The sequence below is a fragment of the Kaistia granuli DSM 23481 genome (assembly GCF_000380505.1).
Taxonomy (GTDB): domain Bacteria; phylum Pseudomonadota; class Alphaproteobacteria; order Rhizobiales; family Kaistiaceae; genus Kaistia; species Kaistia granuli.
The window spans coordinates 86,362-108,658 of record NZ_AQYH01000002.1 but is presented as its reverse complement, the minus strand read 5'-3'; the positions used below and the strand labels follow the sequence as shown (position 1 = coordinate 108,658).

Here is a 22,297-nt window from a genome sequence, read left to right as displayed (position 1 = left end):
TATCATTCGGCCATGCGCAATGTTTTAAATCCCGGCCCGGCCGCCCAAGGCGCGGAAGCCGCGTTCGAGATCCTTCCCGGCGATGTCGGCGCCGGCCTGATCCTGCTCTGTGATCACGCGTCTAGCCACGTGCCGGCCGAATACGCCTCGCTCGGCCTGCCGCCGTCTGAATTCAAGCGCCATATCGCCTATGACATCGGTGCCGCCGCGCTGACGCGGACGCTCGCGTCCCGCTTCGGCGTTCCCGCCGTGCTGTCGCATTTCTCCCGGCTGCTGATCGATCCCAATCGCGGCCTCGACGATCCGACGCTGATCATGCGTCTCTCGGACGGCGCCGTCGTACCCGGCAATGCGCGGATCGATCGGGAAGAGCGGGAACGACGCATCGCGCGCTTCTACCAGCCCTATGACGACGCAGTGAACCGGACGATCGAAGCCGGCATGGCGAGCGGGCGCCTGCCGATGATCCTGTCGATCCACAGCTTCACCCCGCTCTGGAAGGGCCGGCCGCGCCCCTGGCATGCGGGCATCCTCTGGGATGCCGATCCGCGCCTCGCCCGGCCCCTGATCGCGGGGCTCGCCAGTGACCCGGCCATCGTGGTTGGCGACAACGAGCCTTATCATGGCGCCCTCAAGGGCGACACGCTCTACCGCCATGCGACGAAACGCGGTCTCGCACATGCCCTGGTCGAGATCCGGCAGGACCTGATCGCCGATCCCGCCGGCGTCGACGCGTGGGCGGAGCGCCTCGCTTCCGTTCTCCGGTCGCTCGAGATCGGCGTCGCGCCGCATCAGGTCGAGTTCTTCGGTTCCCTGACCGGCCCCCTGGTCGACTAGAAGGTTCAGCCCATGTCCAGCCCCAACACCCCCGCGGACGAGCGGACGCAGATCGAGCTCGAGGCCGCCGCCTTCCGGCAGCTCCTGGCGCATCTTTCCGAGCGCAGCGATGTCCAGAACATCGATCTGATGAATCTCGCCGGCTTCTGCCGCAATTGTCTCGCCAACTGGTACCGCGAGGCGGCCGAGGCGAAGGGCATCGCGCTCAGCAAGGACGCGGCGCGCGAGATCATCTACGGCATGCCCTATCCAGAGTGGCAGAAGCGCAACCAGACCGAGGCATCCGCCGAAAAGCTGGCCGCCTTCGCGACCAATCGCCCCGATCATTGATCGCTTCGCGGCCCCTTGCGGGCTTGACCCCCACGCGCAAGTCGGGCACTCACGCTCGCCTGTCGCCAATCTTTTGAGGTTTCCCCACATGGCTGAAGACGAAGTCCAAGGCGTCGCCGCCGCCCAGCTCCGGTCCATCGTCGAGCGGATCGAACGGCTCGAGGAAGAGAAGAAGGCGATCGCCGACGACATCAAGGCTGTCTACGGCGAGGCCAAGGCCAACGGCTACGACACCAAGGCGCTGCGCAAGATCGTGGCCCTTCGCAAGCAGGACGCCAACGAGCGCGAAGAGCAAGAGGCGATCCTCGAACTCTACAAGAACGCGCTGGGCATGGTCTGAGGACCATTCGGTCCGAGCCTGCATGATTTCAGGCTGACGGCGGAAGGACCGATCGGGGCCGCGCCCCGGTCGCCCCATTCCCCTTCGAGCGACGGACGGCCCGATTGCATCGGTGCCGCCGCGCTCGCTTGCGTCGCCGAACCGGCTTCGCGAAGCCGGTCCTCCCCTCGCGGGGCCGACGCTCTACTTGCCCTTGTTCTCGGCCGGCAGGAACTGGCCATAGGCACGGTCGCGTTCGTCGCGGCTCCGCACCAGTTCCTCATAGGCCTGACGGGCCTCCGCCGACAACGCCACCTTCTTGACGGGTGCCGATTTCTTGCGGGCGGCCTTCTTGAAACGCTCGGTCGGTTCGCTCATGGGTTCGGCTTCCTCTCGGGCTGATGCGCTAGCCTATAACAGCCCGGTGATGCGCCCGACAGCATTTAGCGCGCGCCTAGGTGCCGTGTAGACGTCGCAGCTGTGCTGCCGGCTCCCGACTCACGCCTCCGAATGTCGACGATGAAGGCAGGCGTTCGATCCGCGGCGGGCCGCTACCATCGACCTGCCGTAGCGTCGCCATGGCTTTGCCAGGGCATCAATCCGCGACGGTCGTTGTGGCGATGGGCGGCAGGCTCTGCCATGTCCGCTGGATAGCGGCTCACAAAAAAACGCCACGGCGGAGCCGTGGCGCTTCAAGATCGTGATTCCGTTCGGCGCGCGATCAGCGCTTCAGGAGGGCCGTCCGGCTGATCGTGTCGAGCGCGGCGAACTCCATCGTGCCGAGCGGATGGACCAGCGGGCCGGCGAAACGGTCGGTGCGGAGGCCTTCATAGGCGATCCGTCCGAAGCCGAGCCGGATCGAGCGCTCCGGCGCCGTGAACAGTTCCGGCACGGCGAAGGGGTGCGGCATCTGCAATTCGGCATAGGCCTTCTGGCGGGTCGAACCGGTACGGGTGACGAGTTCGATCGTCGCCGCTTCGTAGGCGACCGGCGTCAGCCGTGCCAGCGGATCCACGGCCACGCGGCCCGTATCGAGCACCGGGGCGGCGCCGGCGATGCCGATGTCGCCACCGAGCGAGGCGACACGCGGTGCCTTGGCAGCCGGGCGGCTCTCGGCCTGGCCGGTCACGATGGCGCCGGTGGCGGCATCGATATGCGGACGCGATTCGTCGACAGTGAGCGGCGCGGCATAGGCCATGATGGCGTCGCTGGCGGGCTGGCCCTGTCCGATGGCATCGGCGATGGCGTCGGCGGCGGTACCCGGCTTGCGCGGAAGGGCGGCGGTCTGCGTCGTGCCGACCGGCGTGGCCGACGTCGACTCAAGCGCTGCCAGCGTATCGGTGATGCCGCTGCCGTAGTTCGGAGTCGGCTGCGGCGCTGCCTGCGGGATCGGGGCGACGCTGGCCAGCGCCATCATCGGCCGGACAACCGGCGAGCGGCGCGGCGCGGGCGGCAAGGTGGCGTCGGGCTCGGCGGCCGCGACGACGATGGCGGCATCGGCGACCGGATCGGCGGTGCGGTTCGGCGCCGGACGCGGCAACGGCGCGGAGGCGGTCGCGAACGGAACCTGCGGCTCTTCCGGCGTGACGGCTGCGACCTGAACGGCGTCGACCTCGGCCGGCTCGGTCTTGTCGGGCTTCGCCGACGGGGCGGCCTCGACCGGCGCGTTCGGCATATCGTCTTCGTCCGACGCGTCGGTGCCGGTCAGGCGGGCGAACCAGGACTTGCCCTTCTTGGCGGGCTCGGCGCTGGCCATCATGATAGCGCCGCCGCCGGCCTTGCGGGCCTTGTAGGAGGCGAGCGCCTGCTCATAACCGGGAAGCGGGCGGCCATCGGACGGCACATGCAGCGTCTTGCCGTTCGGGAAGATGCGGACCAGCTGGTCGCGGGTCATCTTCGGCCAGTGGCGGACGCTGCCGGTGTCCATATGGACGAAAGGGGAACCGGAGGTCGGATAGAAGCCGACGCCGCCGACCTGCATCTTGAGGCCGATGGCGCGCAATTTGGCAAGCTGGACGTCCGGGAGATAGAAATCCATCGCCTTGCCGAGCATGTGCTGGCTTCGCTTGGCGACGCCGCGCGAACGGGAGCGAAGGGCGCCGTTGGTGGCCGGCGAACGATAGGCGCTGACCACGTTGATCGGCTGCCGCGAACCGCTCTGCTGGTAGACGGACCAGATCAGGTCGAACAACTGCGGGTCCATCTTCGTCGGCTCGTTCCGGCGCCAGTCGCGCAGGAAATTGTTGAGCTGCTTCAGCCCGCCCGCATCGAAGCGGTTGCCGCGCTTGAAGACGATCGTGGCGGTTTCCTTGGTATGGACGTTGAAAAGCTTCAGCGCGCGGTCGCCCGCTGCGGCCTGAGCCTTGTCCACGGGCGCCGACACGACCACGGAACCGGAAACCACGGCCGTGGCGAGGAGCATGCGAAGAGCGGTGCCACAACGCTGCAGCAGGCCCCGGTCTCGCCGATACAGTTCGATCTGCTTAAACAATGTGCTTCTGCGTCCTTGCCCGAAATGGGCCCCCGTAAGGGCAGAATGCTTCATGAGAGTTAATGAGCATTTACCGTAATCGACCTTTTTGCGCCTCACCGAGGGCATCACCTGCCGATCACGGCAATGTCATCGCCCAATCATTCAGAGCAGATCGTGGCAATTGAGGGGCAAAAAGAAAACCGCGCAGGAAATCCAACCTGCGCGGTTTGGCATCTTCTGGCGGTTCTGTCGACCGCGGCGCGGGGCTGCGGGAAGCCTGGCGAGCGGATTTCTGAGCCTATGAACTCTGGAAATGGCGGAGTTCCGCCATTATAGCCCGAGCGCTTTTTCGACCCGGCCATTGTAGCCGTAGATGTCCGGACGGGTCTCCAGCGTGCCGTTATCGTCGACGAAGGCGGTGAAATAAGTCAGATGGATCGGGATCCGATTCGGAAGATTGATCCATTTTTCCTTGCCGCCGATCATTTTTCTGAGCCGGGCCGGCGTCCATCCACCCTGATGGGCGAGCAGGATATCGGCAAATTCGAGCGGATCCTGCACGCGGACGCAGCCATGGCTGAGTGCCCGCGCATCACGCTTGAAGAAGCTCTTCGACGGCGTGTCGTGCAGATAGACGGCATGCTCGTTCGGGAACAGGAATTTGACGCTGCCAAGCGCATTGTCGTCGCCCGGCGGCTGGCGGATCATGATCTGGCGCGGATTGACGTTGCTCCAGTCGACCATCTGCGGATCAACAGGACGGAACTTGCCGTCGACATGGGCGAGCACCTGATAGCCCTTGCGCGCCATGTAGCTCGGATCGCGCCGGATGGCGGGGAGCATTTCCTTCATCGTGATCGAGGCGGGAACGTTCCAGCTCGGATTGACGACGATCGACTCCATCTGGTCGGAGAAGATCGGCGTCTGGTTCGTCATCTTGCCGACGACGGTGCGGGCCGTGTGGATCACCTTGCCGTCCTCGACGACGCGGACGGAGAATTCCGGCACATTGGCGAGGACGTAGAAATCGCCGAGATCGCGCGGCATCCAGCGCCAGCGCTCCATGTTGGCAAGGATCTCGGCCGTGTTGGTTTTGCCCGTGCCGTTGATGTAGGCGACGGTGGCATTGCCAGCGATGCCGTCAGCCTGCAGGCCCTTGCCGGACTGGAAGGTCTTCACCGCCTCGGCCAGCGCCTCGTCATAGACCTCGGGAGCCTCGCTCGGTGCCGGAACGTCAAGGCGGGCGCGCAGCAGCGGCACGCGCGGATCGGACAGGCCGACCTTCATCGACTTGCCTTCCGGCAGGCGCGCCAGCGCCGGTCCCGTGTCGGTGGCCCGGGCCTCGGCCAGCGCCTTCTTCAGGCGCAGATAGCCCTCATGCGGCGGGTTGAAGCCGGCGATCGCCGCGGCGCCGTCGGTCGCCGACGAGACCGTCGTCAGCACTTCGATTGGATCGGGCAGCAGCGGCTTGAGGGTGATCAGCTTGCTGATCGACGACGGATCAAGGCGGCCGGCAAAGGCCTCCCGCGCATAGGTCAGCACGGCCTTGCTCAGCACCAGATCGACCGAGGCGGCGATCTCGGCGCCGGCCGGCGTTTCGGCCCCGACCTGGACCGGCGGCAGCCGATAGGCGGTCGGGTCGAGACCGTCCTCGGCGGCGGCGGCGATCCGTTGCATGACCTTGCGCGCCTGCGGCGTATAGACGCCGTCGACCATCCAGACCGGCTGGTAGTCGCGCTCGGCGTAGAATTCGACCATGGCGGCGCGATCGCGCTTGTCGACGAAAGTCTCGGCCTTGACCGGGGCCGAGAGGATGGTCTTCAGCGCCTGGGCGGCCGGGTCGCTGGCGACATCGGCCATGGCGAGGCTGGCGGCGCTGCCGGCCCGTTCGCGGAAGGTCTTGCCCTCGGGCAGATAGGCATGGGCGGCTCCGACCGACAGTCCGATCAAGGCCACGCTCGCCAGCAATGCCTTCGTCGCCTTCAAGATCATGTCGTTCGAACCCTTCATCGCCTTCGCACCTCTTCGAACCGTCCGGGCAGGGCCCTTCGATTCAGGCTTCCGCCTAGAAACATCAATTCAGCCGGCCGCGCTGCGATCCCGGTCACTCTGCCGCAATTTTCTCGCCGTCCTCGGCAATGCCGAGTTCCTTGAGCTTGCGATAGAGGGTGGATCGTCCGATTCCGAGTTTGCGGGCTACCGTTGCCATGCGGCCACGGTAGCGTTCGAGCGCCAGCTCGATCATGGCGGCCTCGATTTCGGCGAGCGCTCGCACATCGCCGTCCGGGCGGATCGCGCGGAGGTGGCCGGCCTCCGGCAGCGGGGGCGGCGGCAGGATCGCCGCTTCGGTGGCGGGCCTGCCGGAAACATGAGAAACCGGCTTGTCGGCAGACGACGCCGGGACGGGCACGCCGGCGGCGATGCGCGGGAAGTCGTCCATCGTCAGCAGCGGCCCGTCCGCGAGGATGACGGCGCGATAGACGGCATTCTCGAGCTGGCGGATATTGCCGGGCCACGCCTGCCGCGCCAGCTGCTGCAGAGCGTCGGGTTCGACGCCGCGCAGCATCGACTTTGCCTCTTCGGCGGCGAATCGAAGGGCGAAGTGGCGGGCGAGCTCCGGAATGTCGTCCTGCCGTTCGCGAAGCGGCGGCACGCGGATCGGCAACGCGTTGAGTCGGTAGTAGAGATCCTCGCGAAAGCGTCCCTGCTGCACCTCGGCGATCAGATCGCGGCTGCTCGTCGCGACGAGCCGGATGTCGATGCGCGCCGCACGCCTGCCTGCGATCGGCTCGGTCTCGCCCGCCTGCAGCACGCGCAGGAGGCGCGCCTGCGCCTCGAGCGGCAGCTCGCCGATCTCGCGCAGTAGCAGCGTGCCGCCATGCGCTTCCTGAAGTCTGCCGGCGACGCGATCGGTCCCGAACAGGATATCTTCCACGGATGCGCGGGAATTTGCGCGGCAGTGGACGGCGATGAAGGGCCTGCTCCGGCGATCGCCGCTGCCGTGGATCGTCCGGGCGATCCGCGCCTTGCCGACGCCGGGCTCGCCCTCGATCAGGATGGGCATGGTCGCGGTGGCGGCGCGGCGGCCGAGCGACAGCACGCGCTCCATCGATGGGCTGGCGGCGATGAGATCGCGGAATTCCAGCGTACCGGCGGCGGCGCGGTCGATCCGGGCGATCTCCCGCTCCAGCGCGCCGATCCGAAGCACGTTCTGGATCGAGATCGCGATGCGCTTCGGGGCGGCCGGCTTGATCAGGAAATCCGACGCTCCGGCCCGGATGGCGCTCGCCGCCATGTCGATGCCGCTCGGTGCCGCCTGGACGATCACCTTGATCCGGCTACCTTTTTCGGTGAGCCGGCGCAGCACGCCGATGCCGTCGAGCTCCGGCATGACGAGGTCCAGGATCATCAGATCGAAGCGGTCGCCGTCGGAGGCGTCGAGGCAGGCGAGGGCCGATGCGCCGTCGCCGAACACCGTCACGGCATGACCCAGCTCCACAGCCGCTTCTTCGAGCCGGCGCCGTTCGGCGGGATCGTCGTCGACGATGAGGATCTGGGCGAACATCGGGGAGGCGCTTTGCCGGATTGGAGGGAGCGGGGAGGGACGGCGAGCGGGAAGGCAGCCGTACTGTCGCCGGCCATGATCGGGCCGGGTTGTTAACACCCTGTTACCCTTCCGCGAACCGGATCGCCCATCCTCCGGCAAATCCGCGCGGTCAGGTCGCGGGTTGATCCCGGAGGGGTGGGACCCCTAAGTATGGGCACCTCTTTCTCGCGCCATCGGATCCCCCATGCCCCTCAATTCCGCGATCCTGAAAAGCTCCGCCCTCGCCACCCAGCCCGCCGACGCGGCGCTCGGGACCCTGCCGGAATGGAATCTCGCCGATCTCTATCCGGCGATGGATTCGCCGGTGCTGGTCGCCGACCTCGCGAGGGCGCATTCCGATTCGCTCGCCTTCGAGGCCGCCTACAAGGGCAAGCTCGAGAGCCTCGCCCGCGACGGCGGACTGGTCGCTGCCATCCGCGCCTACGAGGCGCTCGACGAGTTGCTCGGCCGCATCATTTCCTATGCCGGCCTCGTCTATTCTGGCGACACCACCGATCCGGTCGGCGCCAAGTTCTATGGCGACGTGCAGCAGAAGATCACCGATGCGTCGACGCACCTGCTGTTCTTCACGCTGGAGCTGAATCGGGTCGATGACACGGTTCTGGACGCGGCGATGGCCGCTGATGCCGGGCTCAACCACTATCGCCCCTGGATCGAGGACGTCCGCAAGGAGAAGCCCTACCAGCTCGAGGACCGGGTCGAGCAGCTCTTCCACGAGAAGTCGGTGACCGGCCGTGGCGCCTGGAATCGCCTGTTCGACGAGACCATGGCCTCGCTCCGCTTCGACGTGAGCGGCGAGGAGCTGACGCTCGAGCCGACGCTCAATCTGATGCAGGATCCGGACGAGGCGAAGCGCAAGGCGGCGTCGGAGGCGCTGGCGGCGACCTTCGGCAAGAACATCCGACTGTTCACCCTCGTCACCAACACGCTCGCCAAGGACAAGGAGATCTCGGATCGCTGGCGCGGCTTCGAGGACGTCGCCGCCTCGCGCCATCTCGCCAACCGGGTCGAGCCGGAAGTGGTCGACGCGCTGGTCGCCGCCGTGCGCGAGGCCTATCCGCGCCTGTCGCACCGCTATTACAAGCTCAAGGCGAAGTGGTTCGGCAAGGACGCGCTCGATCATTGGGATCGCAACGCGCCGCTGCCGAAGGTTCCGAGCCGCACCATTCCCTGGACCGAGGCGCGCGATACCGTGCTCTCGGCCTATGGCGACTTCGCCCCCGAGATGGCTGATATCGCCAAGGACTTCTTCGACAAGAACTGGATCGACGCGCCGGTCCGCCCCGGCAAGTCGCCGGGCGCCTTCGCCCATCCGACCGTGCCCTCGGTGCATCCCTATGTCCTGCTCAACTACCAGGGCAAGACGCGGGACGTGATGACGCTGGCGCATGAACTCGGCCATGGCGTGCACCAGGTGCTGGCCGGCCCGCAGGGCGCGCTGATGGCGCCGACGCCGCTGACGCTCGCCGAGACGGCCAGCGTGTTCGGCGAGATGCTGACCTTCCGGGCGTTGCTCGACGCGCAGAAGGATCCGGTCCAGCGCAAGGCGATGCTCGCCTCCAAGGTCGAGGACATGATCAACACGGTCGTGCGCCAGATCGCCTTCTATTCGTTCGAGCGCAAGGTCCACATCGCCCGCCGCGAAGGCGAGCTCACTTCCGACCAGCTAAACGCGATCTGGCTCGAAGTACAGGCCGAGAGCCTCGGCCCGGCGATCCGCGTCGGACCCGGCTACGAGACCTTCTGGACCTACATCCCGCACTTCATCCATTCGCCGTTCTACGTCTATGCCTACGCCTTCGGCGATTGCCTGGTGAACTCGCTCTATGCCGTCTACCGCCAGTCGGAGAGCGGCTTCCAGGAGAAGTATTTTGCCCTGCTGAAGGCCGGCGGCACCAAGCACCATTCCGAGTTGCTGGCGCCCTTCGGCCTCGACGCTACCGATCCGTCTTTCTGGCAGAAGGGACTCTCGGTGCTCGAAGGCTTCATTTCCGAGCTGGAGGCGATGGAGGCGTAGGTCTCCGACCCACTCGCGCTCGTCAAAAAGGGCCGCGCCAGAAATGGCGCGGCCCTTTTGTTTGTGCAGCGCTCGGATCTGACGCCGGTATTCGCCCAAGCGGCCGTCCCGGACACGCCATCATCCTGAGTGCTGGCGCGGTCACCGCTGCAATGAGAAGCTCGAAATTCCCTCCCCCATGTGGGGAGGGTTAGGGAGGGGGTATCGGCTCCGCCTCAACGGAGGAGCGCCGTTCGATGCCTGGCAGGCCGAGATGGTACCCCCACCCCGGCCCTCCCCACAAGGGGGAGGGGGAAGGCGCGCGCATTGCTCGGGGCGTTCAGCGCATTCCTAGCCGCATGCCGCGCTCCACGCGCCCGGTACTATGCGACCAAGCCCCCAGGATGATGGCGGAGCGTGTTGGGCAGATCTGTCGGAGAGATCCTCCTACAGGCTCGCCTGCGCCCGGTAGAGCCTTGCATAGGCGCCGTTCGCCGCGATCAACTGATCGTGGCTGCCTTCCTCAACGATGCCCGCCTCGGTCAGCACCAGGATGCGGTCGGCCCGTTGCACCGTCGACAGGCGGTGGGCGATGACCAGCGTGGTGCGCGTCCGCGCCAGCGCCAGCAGCGCCTCCTGCACCGCGCGCTCGCTCTCATTGTCGAGGGCGCTGGTCGCCTCGTCGAAGATCAGGATCGGCGGGTCCTTCAGGATGGCGCGGGCGATGGTCAACCGCTGCTTCTGTCCGCCCGAGAGCTTGACCCCGCGCTGACCGATATCGCTCTGATAGCCGTTCGGCAGCGCCAGGATGAAGTCATGCGCGTTCGCCGCCCGCGCCGCCGCCTCGACTTCGGCGTCGGTGGCGTCGGGCCGGCCGTAGCGGAGGTTGTCCATCACCGTTCCGGCGAACAGATAGACGTCCTGCTGCACCACGCCGATGTTCCGCCGCAGCGTGTCGAGCCGGATGTCGCGGATGTCGACGCCGTCCACCAGGATCCGTCCCTCCGTCACCTCGTAGAAGCGCGGGATCAGGGCACAGAGCGAACTTTTCCCCGCGCCCGAGGCGCCGACGAGCGCCACGAATTCGCCCGGCCGGATCGTGAGCGACAGGTTCCGGAGCACATGCGGGCCGTCCTCCTCGTAGCGGAAGCCGACCTTCTCGAAGGCGATTGAGCCGCGTGCCCGGCCGATGGCGATGGCGCCGGGCCTGTCCTGGATGTCGGGCTCCGTCTCGAAGATCTCCATCACCCGGACAAAGCCGGTAAAACCGCTCTGCCAGAGGCGCGCCAGATTGGCGAGACGGTTGACCGGATCGACCAGCACGGCGACGCAGAGCAGGAAGGTCATCAGCTCGGCGATGCCGAGCGCGCCCTGCGCTACGCGGACCGCACCGGCAACGATCACCATGACGGTGACCAGCTGGGGGAGAACCGTGGTGCCCGCCCAGAGATAGGCCTCGCTGCGGTAGCCGATTCGCCGCCCTTCGAGAAAGCGCTCGTTCGCGACCTCGAAGCGCCGGTTCTCCAGCGCCTCATTGGCGAAGGACTGCACCACGCGAATGCCGGCGAGCGAATCCTCGACGCGCTCGCTGACGCCGGCGACCCGCTCCTTCACTTGCAGCATTGCTTCGTTCACGCGGTTGTTGAAATGCAGCGCGAAGTAGGAAGCCGGCGGGATGATGGCGAGGATCATCAGCGCGAGCGGGACGTCGAGGGCGAACAGGATCGCCGTCACGCCGGCGAATTTGAGGATCGCGATGGCGAGATCCTCCGGCCCGTGATGATAGAGCTCGCCCACCTCGAACAGGTCGTGGGTAATGCGGCTCATCAGCTGGCCGACGCGCTGGCGGTCGTAGAAGCCGAACGAAAGCTTCTGGCAATGGGCGAACAGTTCGCGGCGCAGCGCCGCCTCCATCTTGGCCCCCATCATGTGACCCTGATAATCGACAAAAAGCGTCGCCAGCGCCTGGACGGCGAGCAGGGCCAGCATCAGTCCGCCCACGGCATAGATGGCAGGCAGCGTCGCCGACGGATCGTCGGCAGCGACCAGCAGGCGCGTCACATAGTTGGCGCAGAGCGGCAGCAGCAGCGCCGTCACCGAGACGAGCACGGCGCAGGCGAGGTCGAGCAGCAGCAGCGGCAGATAGGGCCGATAATAGCCGAGTAGCCGGGCGAGGCGCGCGCGCGTCAGCCGCGGCGTGGTCGCATCGGTCGGATCTTCCGACAGAGAACCGGCGCGCGGAAGGGCGCGTTCGGCATTCGCGTCGGGGAGGGTCGGAAGCGGGGAGAGGGGTTCGTTGCCGCTAGCGGCGTCGTCTCTGGCCTGCGGCTCCGGGGAACGGGTAAGCATGGAACGTCATGTCCTGATGATTTTCAAAGGCTCCTTTCAGATTGGACATGAAGGCTGTCATCGGATGCTCCCGGGCTCTGGCTGAACGAGGCGGCACTATGGCTCCGTGGCCCTGGTCCAACAAGGCTGCGCAGACGAAACCCGCCGGGCGTGGCTTTTCGGCACCGCTGCGACCGAACCGGTCGTCTGCAGAAGCCTTTCAGCCTACTGCGGGTGTGGAGCTCTCCTCGCGCTTTTCATTGTCGCGGGCACCGCATCTCGTTATACTGAATGTACAACGGAGTGCATGCCATGAAGCTCGAGGTCAAGAAGATCGGCAATTCGACGGGTCTCATCCTGCCGAAGGAACTGCTCGCCAGGCTCAATCTCAAGCAGGGCGAATGGCTCAACGTGACCGAAAATGCAGACGGGTCAATTCGGCTTTCGCCGTTCGATCCTGATTTTGACAAGGCGATGAAGATCGCTGAACGGGCGATGAAGACCTATCGCAACGCCCTTGCCGAACTTGCCAAATGACGGGCATGTCGCCTGGTGAGCCGCGATGGCTGACGCTCGCGATGGTCATAGCCATCCACGAGAGTCAGCTTCGGGCCTTTGGAGGGCCGTCCGGAATTCGTGATTCCGGTGCGCTTGAATCGGCGTTGGGTCGGCCTCAGAATCGTTTTGCCTATGATGGCGGCGATATGGCGCAACTCGCGGCCGCCTATGCCTTTGGCATTGCGCGAAACCATCCATTCATCGATGGCAACAAGCGCACGGCGCTGGTGGCCATCGTCACCTTCCTCGGCTTGAACGATATCGATTTCCTGGTGCCGGAAGCCGAGGCCGTGTCGGCCATTCTCGGCCTCGCCGCCGGCGAGATCGACGAGGACGGACTTGCCCGCTGGATTCGCGACAACCTTCCGCCAGCGACAGACTAACGCGGTCCTGACCTATGCCTGTGCCTTGCATGAGGCGGCCGTGACCGCATCTTAAGGCGACATCTCCGAAAGAGTTCGCCCCCATGTCCGATTCCGAACGCAACCGTCTCTCCGGCCGCCTGTCGCGCTATGCCCGCGTCGGCATGAATGTCGGCGGGGTCGCGGCCAAGGTCGCGGGCGCGCGGCTGTTTGGAACGTCGCTCGACAAGGGCAAGAACGCCTCGGAGCTCGCGACCGCGCTCGGCGGGCTGAAGGGGCCGCTGATGAAGGTCGGCCAGATCCTTTCGACCGTGCCCGATCTCGTGCCGCCGGAATATGCCGAGGAACTGTCGCAATTGCAGGCGAACGCGCCGCCGATGGGCTGGCCCTTCGTCAAGCGCCGTATGCAATCGGAGCTCGGACCCGGCTGGGAGAAGCGCTTTCAATTGTTCGAGCACCAGCCGGCGGCGGCCGCCTCGCTCGGCCAGGTGCATCGCGCCATCGCGAAAGACGGCCGGGCGCTGGCGGTGAAGCTGCAATATCCCGACATGCAGTCGGCCGTGGAGGCGGATCTCGCGCAGCTGAAGGTGCTGTTCTCGATCTATCGGCGCGTCGACCGCTCGATCGATACCAGCGAGATCTATGAGGAAATCGGTAGCCGCATCCGCGAGGAGCTCGATTACGACCGCGAGGCGCGGCATGCGCTGCTCTACAAGATCATGCTCGATGGCGAAGAACTGGTGCGGGTGCCAGGTGTCGAGCCGGCGCTCCTGACCGGCCGGCTGCTGGCGATGGATTGGCTCGACGGCAAGCGCGTGCTCGACTATCGCGACCGGCCGCTCGCGGAGCGCAACCGCATCGCTACCGCCATGTTCCGCGCCTGGTGGGCGCCGTTCGCGCAATATGGCGTCATCCATGGCGACCCGCATCTCGGCAACTACACCGTGTTCGAGAACAAGGCGGGCGAAGCGGCCGGCATCAACCTGCTCGACTATGGCTGCGTGCGCATCTTCCCGGCGGATTTCGTCGCCGGCGTCGTCAATCTGTTCCACGGCCTGCGCGACAACGATCGCGACCGCATCGTCTCCGCCTATGAGGTCTGGGGCTTCGTGGGGCTCTCGAACGAGCTGATCGAGGCGTTGAACATCTGGGCGCGCTTCATCTACGGGCCGCTGATCGACGACCGCGTCCGCACCATCGCGGACGGCGTCGCGCCGTCGGACTATGGCCGCCGCGAGGCCTATCAGGTGCACCAGGTGCTGCGCGAGAAGGGGCCGGTGACGGTGCCGCGCGAGTTCGTGTTCATGGATCGCGCCGCGGTCGGCCTCGGCTCCGTGTTCCTGCACCTGAAGGCGGAGATGAACTTCCACCAGCTCTTCGCCGCGACCATCGAAGGCTTCGACCGCGACGTCCTGGCCATGCGGCAGAGCGCGGCGCTCGGTGGCGTCGGGTTGCTGTGACGGGCGAGGCCCTCGGGTAGACTCTCCGTCACAAATTCAGTCCTGCTAAAACCCGCCAGGCGCCGCCCCGTGCAAGACCAGGGCGCGGCCGGCAATGTCGCATTGCCCGCTTTCGCCAAGTGTTGTAAACGCCGCTCACGTTTGGTTTGCGCTGAAGGGACTGAGACACCATGGCCGATAGCCCGATGGACTACCGCGAGCACGAGAGAACCTATGCGTTTTTCACCGGCTTGACGAAATGGGGCACGATCGCCTGCGTGGCGGTTCTGGTGCTGATGGCGATCTTCCTGCTCTGAGTTCGACATAGATGCATCCGGCAGCCTGGCTGCCGGGCTATCGCGATACCCGACTGATTTGACTGTGCGGGCGCGTTGCGACCCCGCCGTTCCACAGGAAAACGCCATGAAGATTGGTGTGCCGGCGGAGGTTGACGGGCTTGAAAGCCGCGTCGCCGCGACGCCTGAAACCGTCAAGAAGTTCATCGCGCTCGGCGCCGAGGTTTCGGTACAGTCCGGCGCCGGTGTCGCTTCGCGGATCCCGGATGCCGAATATGCGGCCGTCGGCGCGACGATCGCCGCCACCGCCGCCGACGCCGTGGCTGGCGCCGATATCGTGCTCAAGGTTCGCCGGCCGCTGGCCGACGAGCTGCCCCTCTACAAGAAGGGCGCCCTCGTCATCGCCACGATGGACCCGTATGGCCATGACGACGCCGTGGCCGCCATGGCCGATGCCGGCGTCACCGCCATTGCGATGGAATTCATGCCGCGCATCACGCGCGCGCAGGTGATGGACATCCTGTCGAGCCAGGCGAACCTCGCCGGCTACCAGTCCGTCATCGATGCCGCCGGCGAATATGACCGCGCCCTGCCGATGATGATGACCGCCGCCGGCACCGTGCCCGCCGCCCGCATCTTCGTCATGGGCGCCGGCGTCGCCGGCCTGCAGGCGATCGCCACCGCCCGCCGCCTCGGCGCCGTGGTGACGGCGACCGACGTGCGTCCGGCCGCCAAGGAACAGGTCGAGTCGCTGGGCGCCAAGTTCGTCGCCGTCGAGGACGAGGAATTCCGCCAGGCCGAGACCGCCGCCGGCTACGCCAAGCCGATGTCGGCCGAATACCAGGCCAAGCAGGCGGCCCTCGTCGCCGAGCACATCAAGAAGCAGGACATCGTCATCACGACGGCGCTGATCCCCGGTCGCGCCGCGCCCCGCCTCGTCTCGGCCGCCATGGTCGCCTCGATGAAGCCCGGTTCGGTGCTGGTCGATCTCGCCGTCGAGCGCGGCGGTAATGTCGAGGGCGCCAAGCCCGGCGAAGTCGTGGTCGTCGACGGCAAGAAGATCGTCGGTCATCTGAACGTCGCCGGCCGCATCGCCGCGACGGCGTCGCAGCTCTACGCCAAGAACCTCTATTCCTTCGCCGAGACGCTGATCGACAAGGCGGCCAAGTCGGTCGCCGTGAATTGGGACGACGAGCTGGTCAAGGCGACCGTGCTGACGCGCGACGGCGCCGTCGTGCATCCGGCCTTCAAGCCCAAGGAAGCGCCGATGGATGAACCGAAGCCGAGCCTCGTCGCCGAGCAGGGGGCCAACTGATCATGGCAAGTCTTACGCCCGACCAGGCGGCCAGCGCCGCACAGTCCGCCGCGGATGCGGCCAGCGCCGCCGCCGCCGCCGCGCAGGAAGCGGCCGCCGCCGCCCAGATCTATGCCGAGCAGGCTGCTGGCGGTCTCGGCCAGGTCGCCGGCGCCGCCGCCCATGCGGTTTCCGGCGGCGCGATCGACCCCTTCATCTTCCAGCTCTCGGTCTTCGTGCTGGCGATCTTCGTCGGCTATTACGTCGTCTGGCAGGTCACGCCGGCGCTGCACACGCCGCTGATGTCGGTCACCAACGCGATCTCCTCGGTGATCGTCGTCGGCGCGCTGCTCGCGGTCGGTGTCGACGCGGCCGTCGATGCGGCCGCCGCCTCCGGCCATGCCTGGGCGCAGGGCTTCGGCTTCATCGCCCTGATCCTGGCCAGCGTGAACATCTTCGGTGGCTTCCTCGTCACCAGCCGCATGCTTGCCATGTACAAGAAAAAGACGAAGTGAGGCCGCGCCGATGACAACCGCAAATATCACGGCGCTGCTTTACCTCGTCTCCGGCGTCCTGTTCATCATGGCGCTGCGCGGGCTTTCGAGCCCGGCGACGTCGCGCCAGGGCAACCTCTACGGCATGGTCGGCATGGGGATCGCGATCCTCACGACGCTCGTGCTCGCCGCGCCGAAGAGCGCCGGCGCCTGGGGCCTGATCATCCTCGGCCTCGGCATTGGCGGCGGCATCGGCGCGATCATCGCCCGCCGCATCGCCATGACCGCGATGCCGCAGCTGGTCGCCGCCTTCCACTCGCTGGTCGGCCTCGCCGCCGTCATGGTGGCGGCCGCCGCCATGTATGCACCGGCCGCCTTCGGCATCGGCGAGATCGGCGCCATTCACGGCCAGGCCCTGATCGAGATGTCGCTCGGTGTCGCCATCGGCGCGATCACCTTCACCGGCTCGGTCATCGCTTTCGCCAAGCTGAACGGCAACATGTCGGGCAAGCCGATCCTGCTGGCGGGTCGTCACATGATCAATGCCGGCCTTGCCATCCTGCTGGTGGCGCTGATCATCGCGCTGGTGTTCACCGAGAGCCACCTGGTGTTCTGGCTGATCGTCCTCGTCTCGCTCGTGCTCGGCGGGTTGATCATCGTCCCGATCGGCGGCGCCGACATGCCCGTCGTCGTGTCGATGCTGAACTCCTATTCGGGCTGGGCCGCCGCCGGCATCGGCTTCACGCTCGGCAATACCGCGCTGATCATCACCGGCGCGCTGGTCGGTTCGTCCGGCGCGATTCTGTCCTACATCATGTGCAAGGGCATGAACCGCTCGTTCATCTCGGTCATCCTCGGCGGCTTCGGCGGCGAGACGGCCGGGGCGGCGGCGGGCGGCGCGGTCGAGCTGCGTCCGGTCAAGCAGGGCTCGGCCGAGGATGCCGCCTTCATCATGAAGAACGCCTCCAAGGTCATCATCGTGCCGGGCTACGGCATGGCGGTCGCCCAGGCCCAGCACGCGCTGCGCGAAATGGCCGACAAGCTGAAGGCCGAAGGCGTCGAGGTGAAGTATGCCATCCATCCGGTAGCGGGCCGCATGCCGGGCCACATGAACGTGCTGCTGGCGGAAGCGAACGTGCCGTATGACGAGGTCTTCGAGTTGGAGGACATCAATTCGGAGTTCGCCCAGGCCGACGTCGCCTTCGTCATCGGCGCCAATGACGTGACCAACCCGGCGGCGAAGACCGACCCGACCTCGCCGATCTACGGCATGCCGATCCTCGACGTCGAGAAGGCCGGCACGGTGCTGTTCATCAAGCGCGGCATGGGTTCGGGTTATGCCGGCGTCGAGAACGAGCTGTTCTTCAAGGACAACACGATGATGCTGTTCGCCGACGCCAAGAAGATGGTCGAGAGCATCGTCAAGTCGCTGGACTGACGCGTTCGCCGCATCGCGAGACAACAAAGGCCGCCCACGGGCGGCCTTTTTCGTCGGCCGTGTCACAGCCGCTCGTCAAAGGGGGAGGCGCTGGCCCGCCGACGGAGGGAGCACCCTAGCCCCAGGTCAGGGGATCGAGGCGCAGATAGAAGGCCAGGCGATCGCGATCCGGCGTTGCGATCTCGAGGCTCGCGAACAGGGCGGCGAAGGCGCTGTCGGACTGATCGGCCGTTGTCCAGTTCTCCTCGGCATTGGCGACCATGAGCGCCAGATCGGCATAGCGGTCGGCGGTTCCGAGGCGGCCGAGGTCGATCAATCCGGTGCATTGGAGACTGTCCGGGTCGACCATGAAGTTGGGCAGGCAGGGGTCGCCATGACAGACCACCTTGCTGGCCGCCTCTTGGTGGAGCCGGGCCGGCAGGTCGCGTTCGACGCGCGCCAGGAGTTCCGCCGCAGGTCTGTCCTTGTCCGCATCGGGCAGGAAGTCCGGATTGACGGCGTCGCGGGAGACGACATCGACGGCGCGCTGGAACATGGAGCTCAGGCTGCGATCGAACGGGCACTGATCGGTCGGCAGCTGGTGGATGGCATCCAGGTTCCGTGCCATCGACGGCCATGCCTTGAGCAGATCCGCTCCCGTTAGCTCGACCGCCGGTATGCCGGGGATCGCCGTCATCACCAGGCAGGCGCCGTCCTCGGTCTCGCGCCAGTCGACGATCTCGGGGCAGGAAACGCCGCGACCGTGAAGCCAGGCGAGCCGGTCGCGTTCCCCGGCCAGTTCGAGGGCGCGGGTCGTGGGCGCGCATTTCGCGTAGGCGAAGCCATCCTCGCGGCGATAGACCCGATCGCCGGATTCGCCGGTCCTGACCGGGAGCCAGCGGCCCGGCGAACAGCCCGGCAAGGCACCATTGAGATCCATGGAAGCTCCTTCGTCTGCCGTACGCGGCGGCGTGATCCCTGACCATCGACTTCGCGTCCATGAAACTGTCCATGGACGGGCAGAATGAAAGGCCAGGCTCGCCTTGCTGACACACCGCCCGGGAGGGACACAACGGCCTGCATTGACCATTCCCTGCCGGGATCGAGCGGCGGGCTGCGGCCGAGAAGGGTAGCATGCCGGCCCGGGTCGTCCAGCGCGTGGGCCGGTGAAAATGCCCAGCCTTCGTCCGCAATCACTTTCTCTTGATGGAAACTATTCTTGACCGAAGTCACCCGCTCCGAATAGTTTCCGTTATCGGAAACTGAACGGGCGCCCATCATGTCGCTGACCCTCTATCTCCATCCGCTGGCGTCGTTCTGCCACAAGGTGCTGATCGCCCTGTACGAGAACGGGACGCCGTTCACGCCGCGTCTGGTCGATTTCTCCGACGAGGCCTCAAGGGCGGCGCTGACGGACAAATGGCCGCTCGGTAAGATCCCGGTGCTGCATGACAGCGTGCGGGATCGCGCCATTCCCGAGACGAGCATCATCATCGAGTATCTGGCGCTGCACTATCCCGGCCCCGTCGCCCTGCTACCGGCGGATGACGAGGCGAGGCTCGACGCCCGGCTCTGGGACCGCTTCTTCGATTTCTACGTGCATGTGCCGATGCAGAAGATCGTCGCCGATCGCCTGCGTCCCGAAGGCAGCAAGGACCCGGCCGGCCTCGCCGAGGCACACCGGGCGCTCGACATGGCCTATGGCATCCTCGAAGCGCGGCTGGCGGCCGGGGGGCTCGTTCCGGGAGAGGCCTTCACCATCGCCGACTGCGCCGCGACGCCGGCGCTGTTCTATGCCTCGATCGTCCATCCCTTCGCGCCGGAGCAGGGACATCTCGCGGGCTATTTCGAGGGGCTGCTGGCGCGTCCCTCGGTCCGGCGCACGCTCGACGAGGCGCGGCCCTATTTCCACCTCTACCCCTATCGCGAGGCGATGCCGCGACGCTTCCTCGATCCCGCGGAGGCGTGAGGGAGCGGATGATGGATATGACGACACTGGATCGTGTCTTCAGCGCGCTCGCCGATCCTGGCCGGCGCATGATGGTCGAGCGGCTCTGCCGCCAGCCGGCCTCGGTCAAGGAGCTGGCGGCACCCGCCGGCATGGGGCTGCCCTCGGCGCTCAAGCATCTCAGGGTGCTGGAGGAGGGCGGCATCGTCGTGTCGAGCAAGAGCGGCCGGGTCCGCACCTACGCCATCAGCCCTACGGCCTTCGGCGCCATCCAGCGATGGGTGGCGCAGCGCGAGGCAGCGCTCAACGCATCGTTCGATCAGCTGGAGCGTGCCATGCTGGAATTCCCCGAGACGGAGCAGGATTCATGACCACCGATCGCATCGACCACACGAGCTTCGTCATCCGGCGGGAGTTTTCCGCTCGTCCCGCGCATGCCTTTCGGTTCTGGGCTGAGCCCGAACTGAAGGCGCGCTGGAACAGCTGCCATCCCGACTGGACCGTCATCGAGGACCGCAGCGATTTTCGCGTCGGCGGCACGGATGCGAAGCGCTGGCGGACGGCGGCAGGAGAAGAGCAGACCTATCACGCCTACTATCTCGACATCGAGCCGGCCCGCCGCATCCTCTATGCCTATGAGATGAGCTTCTCCGGCAAGCGGCTCTCCGCCTCGCTGGTGACGATCGAGCTCGAGGCCGTGGCGGCCAGGACGCGGATGATCTTTACCGAGCAGGTGGCGCTGCTCGCCGGCGGCCAGGCTGCCCGGGATCAGCGGGTGGCCGGCACCGAAGAGGGACTGGACCGGCTGGTCGAGCTGCTGGCGGGCGAAATGGCCGTCCGGCACTGACGGGCGCCCAGCGCCAAACAGCGCGGAAGGCAGGGATCGCCTGCGCGCTGCGCTGGCTTGCAGATCGGAGAAAAGGGCTGTCGCAGCGCTTGGGGAGACGACAGCCGTTCGACGTTCGTCAGGCGCCGGCCTTGGCGGTGCGGCGCATGCCGTCGCGGGCGGGCGGGTAGCTGGCGTTCAGCGTCTGGGCGCGGGCGAAGGCGGCGTGCGCCGCGTCCCGCTCGCCGAGCTTCTCGAGCGCCAGGCCCTGGTTGGTCCAGCCTTCGTAATTGTTCTTGTCGGCGCGCACGACGGCGTTGAAGTCGTCGAGGGCGGCCTTGTAGTCGCCGGTGGCGAGATAGGAGAGGCCGCGGCCCTGATGCGGGGCGACCGCGTTCGGCGCGTAGGTCATCGAGGCGGTGAAATCGGCGATCGCGTCGTCGTGGCGGCCCTGGCCCTGATAGATCAGCGCCCGGTTGTTGTAGGCCTTGGGATCGGTCGAATCGAGCTCGATCGCGCGGTTGAAGTCGGCCAGCGCCAGATCGATCTGCCCCTGCGAGCGGTAGAGATTGCCGCGCCCGACATAGGCCTCGTTATAGCTCGGATTGAGCTGGATCGAGCGATTGTAGTCGGAGAGAGCCTGGCCGTTCTGCTTCAGATTGCGCAGCACCAGCGCCCGGTTCGAATAGGCCTGGTAGAAGCCGGGATTGATCTCGATCGCCTTGTTGAAGTCGGCGAGCGCCTGATCGTAGCGCCCGGCGCGGCCGAGCGCGGTGCCGCGCACATTGTAGCCGGAGGCGTCGCTGGGGTTCTGGTTCACCACCGAGCTCAGCGACGAGATGTTCGCTTCCGAGCCCATGGCACGATCGACGTCGTTGCCGAAATCATGCGGGCCAGAGGACTGGCAGCCTGCCAGGGCCAGGGCGCCGAGTAACACGACCATGACAGGGGCCGGCGCGAGGCTGCGTCCGATCTCTGTCGAGGGCGTGTTCGCGGGCGAAATCCTGCCGAACACCATCATGAGCGTTGCTCCCAAACGGGCGCCCATGGCGATGAAGAAGGGCGCAGACACCAAAAAGCAACGAACCCGGCGAACCGGGCTCGTTACTTTGAACTTCAAAGCGAAAAAGCAGGCGAAAGCAGGGCGCGATGCCCCGCTCGTCAGCGCTTCGGCTTGGGAGCAGCCACGATGCCGCCTTCGCGCTGGGCGCGCTTGCGGGCGAGCTTGCGAGCGCGGCGAACGGCTTCCGCCTTCTCGCGGGCCTTCTTCTCGGAGGGCTTCTCATAGAAGTTGCGCAGCTTCATCTCACGGAAGATGCCTTCACGCTGCATCTTCTTCTTGAGAGCCTTGAGCGCCTGATCGACGTTATTGTCGCGAACGAGTACCTGCACGCGGGAGCGTCCTATCTTGATCCGGTCCGGATGAAATCTCGGGGAGACGAGTAGGAGCGACCAAAGCCGCCGATCAACAACGTCCCAATTTGTGGTCGCTCTCATAGCAGAAGCGGGGAGGCGCTGTCAAAGCGGAGAGCCGCCGAAACAAGGGAAATTCTGGTTTTCGCCGTTTCGTCGTGGCATTTCGGCCGCTCGGAGCGTCGATTTCCGAAGCACAGCGAACCGTCACGCGATGATTCTAGCCGGAATCGCCGGCCGGAAGCAATTCTTCGCGAGCGAGTCGGGCTGGCCCGTCACGGCAACCCAGGGGAATCAGCGCGCGGCCCAATCAAAAAAGGCCCCGCCCGGGTCGGGCGAGGCCTCTCTGATGGTTGTTCG

At 66.3% G+C, this 22,297-nt stretch carries 22 protein-coding genes; 14 read left to right on the top strand and 8 right to left on the bottom strand.

The annotated features are described in order from the left end of the window. Positions 1-12: 12 nt before the first annotated feature. From G342_RS0101590 to G342_RS0101580, 3 genes are all read left to right on the top strand, one after another. Positions 13-837: an N-formylglutamate amidohydrolase gene (locus tag G342_RS0101590; protein ID WP_051094051.1), complete on the top strand. Its 825-nt coding sequence runs from the start codon at positions 13-15 to the stop codon at positions 835-837. A 12-nt stretch (positions 838-849) separates the two neighbouring features. Then, positions 850-1,167, top strand: coding sequence for a DUF1244 domain-containing protein (locus tag G342_RS0101585; RefSeq protein WP_018181347.1), 318 nt, complete (start codon positions 850-852; stop codon positions 1,165-1,167). Between the two features lie 88 nt (positions 1,168-1,255). After that, a complete protein-coding gene (locus G342_RS0101580) occupies positions 1,256-1,507 on the top strand; it encodes a DUF2312 domain-containing protein (RefSeq protein ID WP_018181346.1) in 252 nt (83 codons plus the stop codon). 183 nt (positions 1,508-1,690) lie between these two features. Here the strand turns inward: G342_RS0101580 and G342_RS25875 are convergent, their stop codons facing one another. From G342_RS25875 to G342_RS0101555, 4 genes are all read right to left on the bottom strand, one after another. Continuing rightward, complete coding sequence (locus G342_RS25875; protein WP_018181345.1) at positions 1,691-1,864, bottom strand: hypothetical protein; 174 nt, start codon at positions 1,862-1,864, stop codon at positions 1,691-1,693. Between the two features lie 343 nt (positions 1,865-2,207). Then, positions 2,208-3,908, bottom strand: coding sequence for a peptidoglycan L,D-endopeptidase MepK (locus G342_RS25090; RefSeq protein WP_018181344.1), 1,701 nt, complete (start codon positions 3,906-3,908; stop codon positions 2,208-2,210). 381 nt (positions 3,909-4,289) lie between these two features. Next, on the bottom strand, positions 4,290-5,969 hold the full coding sequence (locus G342_RS0101560) for a L,D-transpeptidase family protein (RefSeq protein WP_018181343.1): 1,680 nt from the start codon (positions 5,967-5,969) through the stop codon (positions 4,290-4,292). Between the two features lie 94 nt (positions 5,970-6,063). Further along, positions 6,064-7,524, bottom strand: coding sequence for a sigma-54-dependent transcriptional regulator (locus G342_RS0101555; RefSeq protein WP_018181342.1), 1,461 nt, complete (start codon positions 7,522-7,524; stop codon positions 6,064-6,066). Positions 7,525-7,750: 226 nt separating this feature from the next. Between G342_RS0101555 and G342_RS0101550 the strand changes: the two genes are divergently transcribed. Then, on the top strand, positions 7,751-9,583 hold the full coding sequence (locus G342_RS0101550; RefSeq protein WP_018181341.1) for a M3 family oligoendopeptidase: 1,833 nt from the start codon (positions 7,751-7,753) through the stop codon (positions 9,581-9,583). 426 nt (positions 9,584-10,009) lie between these two features. Here G342_RS0101550 and G342_RS0101545 read toward each other — a convergent pair whose 3' ends face one another. Further along, positions 10,010-11,911 (bottom strand): ABC transporter ATP-binding protein, encoded by a 1,902-nt coding sequence (locus tag G342_RS0101545; RefSeq protein ID WP_018181340.1) that lies wholly within the window; start codon positions 11,909-11,911, stop codon positions 10,010-10,012. Positions 11,912-12,202: 291 nt separating this feature from the next. On the opposite strand from G342_RS0101545, the gene G342_RS0101540 reads away from it, so the two are divergent. The 7 genes from G342_RS0101540 (at position 12,203) to G342_RS0101510 (ending at position 17,771) form a co-directional block, all read left to right on the top strand. Further along, the gene (locus G342_RS0101540) at positions 12,203-12,427 is read left to right on the top strand and encodes an AbrB/MazE/SpoVT family DNA-binding domain-containing protein (protein ID WP_018181339.1); all 225 of its coding nucleotides are present in this window, start codon (positions 12,203-12,205) and stop codon (positions 12,425-12,427) included. After that, complete coding sequence (locus G342_RS0101535; protein WP_026304011.1) at positions 12,424-12,831, top strand: type II toxin-antitoxin system death-on-curing family toxin; 408 nt, start codon at positions 12,424-12,426, stop codon at positions 12,829-12,831. Before G342_RS0101540 ends, G342_RS0101535 begins: the two co-directional genes overlap by 4 nt. A gap of 83 nt (positions 12,832-12,914) precedes the next feature. Beyond that, on the top strand, positions 12,915-14,270 hold the full coding sequence (locus tag G342_RS0101530) for an ABC1 kinase family protein (protein ID WP_018181337.1): 1,356 nt from the start codon (positions 12,915-12,917) through the stop codon (positions 14,268-14,270). Positions 14,271-14,440: 170 nt separating this feature from the next. After that, positions 14,441-14,566, top strand: a complete 126-nt coding sequence (locus G342_RS0101525) for an aa3-type cytochrome c oxidase subunit IV (protein ID WP_018181336.1) — start codon at positions 14,441-14,443, stop codon at positions 14,564-14,566. 106 nt (positions 14,567-14,672) lie between these two features. After that, positions 14,673-15,860: a Re/Si-specific NAD(P)(+) transhydrogenase subunit alpha gene (locus tag G342_RS0101520; protein WP_018181335.1), complete on the top strand. Its 1,188-nt coding sequence runs from the start codon at positions 14,673-14,675 to the stop codon at positions 15,858-15,860. Between the two features lie 2 nt (positions 15,861-15,862). Beyond that, the gene (locus G342_RS0101515) at positions 15,863-16,354 is read left to right on the top strand and encodes a proton-translocating transhydrogenase family protein (RefSeq protein ID WP_018181334.1); all 492 of its coding nucleotides are present in this window, start codon (positions 15,863-15,865) and stop codon (positions 16,352-16,354) included. Between the two features lie 10 nt (positions 16,355-16,364). After that, positions 16,365-17,771, top strand: coding sequence for an NAD(P)(+) transhydrogenase (Re/Si-specific) subunit beta (locus G342_RS0101510; RefSeq protein ID WP_018181333.1), 1,407 nt, complete (start codon positions 16,365-16,367; stop codon positions 17,769-17,771). A gap of 115 nt (positions 17,772-17,886) precedes the next feature. Here G342_RS0101510 and G342_RS0101505 read toward each other — a convergent pair whose 3' ends face one another. After that, on the bottom strand, positions 17,887-18,690 hold the full coding sequence (locus G342_RS0101505; RefSeq protein WP_018181332.1) for an APH(3'') family aminoglycoside O-phosphotransferase: 804 nt from the start codon (positions 18,688-18,690) through the stop codon (positions 17,887-17,889). A gap of 339 nt (positions 18,691-19,029) precedes the next feature. Here G342_RS0101505 and G342_RS0101500 point away from each other — a divergent pair, with 339 nt between their 5' ends. The 3 genes from G342_RS0101500 to G342_RS0101490 are packed head-to-tail and all read left to right on the top strand — an operon-like array spanning position 19,030 to position 20,545. After that, positions 19,030-19,719: a glutathione S-transferase family protein gene (locus G342_RS0101500; protein ID WP_018181331.1), complete on the top strand. Its 690-nt coding sequence runs from the start codon at positions 19,030-19,032 to the stop codon at positions 19,717-19,719. A gap of 11 nt (positions 19,720-19,730) precedes the next feature. After that, positions 19,731-20,069, top strand: coding sequence for an ArsR/SmtB family transcription factor (locus G342_RS0101495; RefSeq protein WP_018181330.1), 339 nt, complete (start codon positions 19,731-19,733; stop codon positions 20,067-20,069). Continuing rightward, positions 20,066-20,545: an SRPBCC family protein gene (locus G342_RS0101490; RefSeq protein ID WP_018181329.1), complete on the top strand. Its 480-nt coding sequence runs from the start codon at positions 20,066-20,068 to the stop codon at positions 20,543-20,545. Before G342_RS0101495 ends, G342_RS0101490 begins: the two co-directional genes overlap by 4 nt. 118 nt (positions 20,546-20,663) lie before the next feature. On the opposite strand, the gene G342_RS0101485 is transcribed toward G342_RS0101490, so the two are convergent. Continuing rightward, complete coding sequence (locus G342_RS0101485) at positions 20,664-21,545, bottom strand: tetratricopeptide repeat protein (RefSeq protein WP_018181328.1); 882 nt, start codon at positions 21,543-21,545, stop codon at positions 20,664-20,666. A 140-nt stretch (positions 21,546-21,685) separates the two neighbouring features. Next, on the bottom strand, positions 21,686-21,916 hold the full coding sequence (gene rpsU / locus G342_RS0101480; protein ID WP_018181327.1) for a 30S ribosomal protein S21: 231 nt from the start codon (positions 21,914-21,916) through the stop codon (positions 21,686-21,688). Between the last annotated feature and the right edge of the window lie 381 nt (positions 21,917-22,297).

What these genes read in the sequence shown, in the direction of transcription:
- G342_RS0101590 (WP_051094051.1), top strand. Translation starts at nt 13, where the DNA reads ATGCGCAATGTTTTAAATCCCGGCCCGGCCGCCCAAGGCGCGGAAGCC.
- G342_RS0101585 (WP_018181347.1), top strand. Translation starts at nt 850, where the DNA reads ATGTCCAGCCCCAACACCCCCGCGGACGAGCGGACGCAGATCGAGCTC.
- G342_RS0101580 (WP_018181346.1), top strand. Translation starts at nt 1,256, where the DNA reads ATGGCTGAAGACGAAGTCCAAGGCGTCGCCGCCGCCCAGCTCCGGTCC.
- G342_RS25875 (WP_018181345.1), bottom strand. Translation starts at nt 1,864, where the DNA reads ATGAGCGAACCGACCGAGCGTTTCAAGAAGGCCGCCCGCAAGAAATCG.
- G342_RS25090 (WP_018181344.1), bottom strand. Translation starts at nt 3,908, where the DNA reads ATGCTCCTCGCCACGGCCGTGGTTTCCGGTTCCGTGGTCGTGTCGGCG.
- G342_RS0101560 (WP_018181343.1), bottom strand. Translation starts at nt 5,969, where the DNA reads ATGAAGGGTTCGAACGACATGATCTTGAAGGCGACGAAGGCATTGCTG.
- G342_RS0101555 (WP_018181342.1), bottom strand. Translation starts at nt 7,524, where the DNA reads ATGTTCGCCCAGATCCTCATCGTCGACGACGATCCCGCCGAACGGCGC.
- G342_RS0101550 (WP_018181341.1), top strand. Translation starts at nt 7,751, where the DNA reads ATGCCCCTCAATTCCGCGATCCTGAAAAGCTCCGCCCTCGCCACCCAG.
- G342_RS0101545 (WP_018181340.1), bottom strand. Translation starts at nt 11,911, where the DNA reads ATGCTTACCCGTTCCCCGGAGCCGCAGGCCAGAGACGACGCCGCTAGC.
- G342_RS0101540 (WP_018181339.1), top strand. Translation starts at nt 12,203, where the DNA reads ATGAAGCTCGAGGTCAAGAAGATCGGCAATTCGACGGGTCTCATCCTG.
- G342_RS0101535 (WP_026304011.1), top strand. Translation starts at nt 12,424, where the DNA reads ATGACGGGCATGTCGCCTGGTGAGCCGCGATGGCTGACGCTCGCGATG.
- G342_RS0101530 (WP_018181337.1), top strand. Translation starts at nt 12,915, where the DNA reads ATGTCCGATTCCGAACGCAACCGTCTCTCCGGCCGCCTGTCGCGCTAT.
- G342_RS0101525 (WP_018181336.1), top strand. Translation starts at nt 14,441, where the DNA reads ATGGCCGATAGCCCGATGGACTACCGCGAGCACGAGAGAACCTATGCG.
- G342_RS0101520 (WP_018181335.1), top strand. Translation starts at nt 14,673, where the DNA reads ATGAAGATTGGTGTGCCGGCGGAGGTTGACGGGCTTGAAAGCCGCGTC.
- G342_RS0101515 (WP_018181334.1), top strand. Translation starts at nt 15,863, where the DNA reads ATGGCAAGTCTTACGCCCGACCAGGCGGCCAGCGCCGCACAGTCCGCC.
- G342_RS0101510 (WP_018181333.1), top strand. Translation starts at nt 16,365, where the DNA reads ATGACAACCGCAAATATCACGGCGCTGCTTTACCTCGTCTCCGGCGTC.
- G342_RS0101505 (WP_018181332.1), bottom strand. Translation starts at nt 18,690, where the DNA reads ATGGATCTCAATGGTGCCTTGCCGGGCTGTTCGCCGGGCCGCTGGCTC.
- G342_RS0101500 (WP_018181331.1), top strand. Translation starts at nt 19,030, where the DNA reads ATGTCGCTGACCCTCTATCTCCATCCGCTGGCGTCGTTCTGCCACAAG.
- G342_RS0101495 (WP_018181330.1), top strand. Translation starts at nt 19,731, where the DNA reads ATGGATATGACGACACTGGATCGTGTCTTCAGCGCGCTCGCCGATCCT.
- G342_RS0101490 (WP_018181329.1), top strand. Translation starts at nt 20,066, where the DNA reads ATGACCACCGATCGCATCGACCACACGAGCTTCGTCATCCGGCGGGAG.
- G342_RS0101485 (WP_018181328.1), bottom strand. Translation starts at nt 21,545, where the DNA reads ATGATGGTGTTCGGCAGGATTTCGCCCGCGAACACGCCCTCGACAGAG.